The following is a 2354-nucleotide window of genomic DNA, read 5'->3' on the forward strand; positions in this document are numbered from 1 at the left end:
CCCATCAGCACAGACAGCATCTCTTCTTCAGCCAAGCAGCCCAGCAACGGGATCCCCACCAAGCCCATCCCCAGGCCGCAGCCCCACAACAGCAGGGAAAAAGCAGCTCCCGCCTCAGATCCCTCGAAGGCGCCGCCGGCTACACCCTGCCAGGTGGCCAAGCTGAGCAGCAGCACCGCCAGCCCCTGCCCGGCCCGCCCACAGCCGCCCAAGCCCAGCAGCCCCAGTCCCACCAGCCCTCCCAACAGCAGGGCCAGCGGAACCGGTTCCGGCAACTGTCCCAGCCCCGCCCCCAGCGCTGCCAGGGCCGCCAGGCCCAGTCCCATTGCCGGCTGCCAACGGCGCAGGGATCCCCAGCGGCGATAGCGAATCGCTTCCAACAGCAGAACCACTAAGCCAATCGCTGCGGCAATCGCCAGCACTCCGCTTGCCATCTCCCCCTCCTGACCAACCCTTCCTCAACTATCGCCGATCTTGCAGCCGGGGAAGAGGCAGTGCTCGGGCCGCCGAGGCGATGGCAAAGATAAGCTGGAAAAGAGCAGCGAGCAGGCGTTCATGTCTTCCGAGCATTACAAGTTTGACCTTTTCTTGCGCTACCACCGAGAGCAGGCGCGGTGGGCGCGGCAACTGGCCGAGCGGCTGGATCGGGAGGGGTTCAAGGTCTGGTTTGACCGCTGGATGCTGCAGCCGGGAGACGACCGCCGGCTGGAGCTGCAACTGGCCATCGAACAATGCCGCTGGATCGGGGTGGTGGCCTCGCCGGAGTTTGTTGCCGATCCCTGGCCTAGAGATGAGCTCTACAGCGGCTTCTCCCACGCTCCGCCCCGACAGAACCAGCGCCTGCTGACGCTGCTCCACACGCCCGCCGAGCTGCCCCGCCCCCTGGCAGAAGCACCGCTGCTGGATTTTAGCGGCTCTGAGGAAGATCCGGTGCTGTTTGAGTACCGGGCCCGGGAGCTGATGCACTTTTTGGATCCCAGCTTCCCCACCCCTGGAGATCTGCAGCGATTTCGGCTGCAATACCGCCGCCGCGAGGAACCTCCTGAAGATGAGGAAGTGCGGGGGTTCCAAGCTTTCCTACGAGCCATTCAGCTAGCCATCCTGCGCATTGCCACCGGCGAAATGCCCTCTGCCACACCGGAGGAAGGGGCACGCAAGATTGCCATTTTGCAATTTCTTCAGCGCCTGTTCCAGTGGAACAGCGCCGATATTCAATTCGATCGGGCCGAGGAGTGGCGCAAGCGGGGCAACCTAACCGAAGCCCTGGCCGCCTACGACCGCGCTTTGAACATGGATCCCAACTTCGCCCTGGCCTGGAGCCGCCGCGGCGATGTGCTGGTGCAGTTGGCCCGCTACCGCGAGGCGGTGGATAGCTACAACGGATCCCTGAGCATCAACCCCTACGACGAGGAGACGCGGCTGCGCCTGGCCCTGATTCTGGGGCGCCTGGGCCAGTACAAAGCGGCGGTGGTCAACTACGACAAGGTGCTGGAGAGCAACCCGGAGGACGCCCTGGCCTGGCACAACCGCGGCATTCGCCTCATGCAACTGAAGCGGCCCAAGCTGGCCCTCAACAGCCTGAACAAGGCGCTGCGCTACAACCCCCAACAGCCCCGCACCTGGCTGGCGCGTGGGATCGTGTTGCGGCGGCTGCGGCGGCCCAGCTCGGCGGCGGCCAGCTTTGCTCGGGTTTTGAAGCTCAACCCCAGAAGTGGCCGGGTCTGGCGCTACCAAGGCAATGCCCTGTTCCACTGCCAGCGGCTGCGCTCGGCCATCGAGTGTTACAAGCGCTCGCTGCGGCTGCGCCGCCGGGATCCCATTACGCTCCACAACCTAGGGGTGGCTCTGCTGCGCCTGGGGCAGTATCGGCTGGCCAGCAAAGCCCTGGAACGTGCCCTGCGCTACGACGCCGACAACCCCAAAAGCTGGTACGCCCGCGGCGTGGCCTTCCAGAAATTGGGCTACCTGAAGGAGGCTTGCATCCACTTTGAGGAGGCCCTGAAGATCCGGCCAGAGGACTTCCCGGCTCGCTATGCCCTGGCGGTGACACAGCAGGAGCTGGGGCAATACGAGGCCAGCCTGGAGCAGTTCCGGAGCTTGGTGCAGCAGCGTCCTGGCAGCTTTGCCTGCTGGTTTGGCCAGATCACCAGCCTGCGCCGCCTGGGCCGATTGGAAGAAGCCCTTGCCGCCGCCCAAGAGATGACCCGCCTCAACGAACGGGATCCCTGGGGCTGGTTTGCCTTGGGCCTGGTCTATGGCGACCTGGGGGATGCAGAGAAAGCGGCGCAAGCCTACTCGCGCGTCCTGGAGCTCACCCCAGAAGACGCGGTGGCCCTCAACAACCGCGCCTGGGA

Annotated in this window: 1 protein-coding gene and 1 pseudogene; one reads left to right on the forward strand and one right to left on the reverse strand. The window is 65.1% G+C overall.

What is annotated here, in order from left to right; genetic code table 11:
- Positions 1 to 434, reverse strand: a pseudogene (locus NW857_RS11710) (hypothetical protein); the annotation flags it as partial.
- A gap of 121 nt (positions 435 to 555) precedes the next feature.
- Between NW857_RS11710 and NW857_RS11715 the strand changes: the two are divergent.
- The coding region (locus tag NW857_RS11715) for a tetratricopeptide repeat protein (RefSeq protein ID WP_414369019.1) at positions 556 to 2354 on the forward strand (1799 nt) is incomplete at its 3' end.

The sequence above is a fragment of the Synechococcus sp. H55.9 genome, from assembly GCF_047462355.1.
Lineage (GTDB): Bacteria > Cyanobacteriota > Cyanobacteriia > Thermostichales > Thermostichaceae > Thermostichus.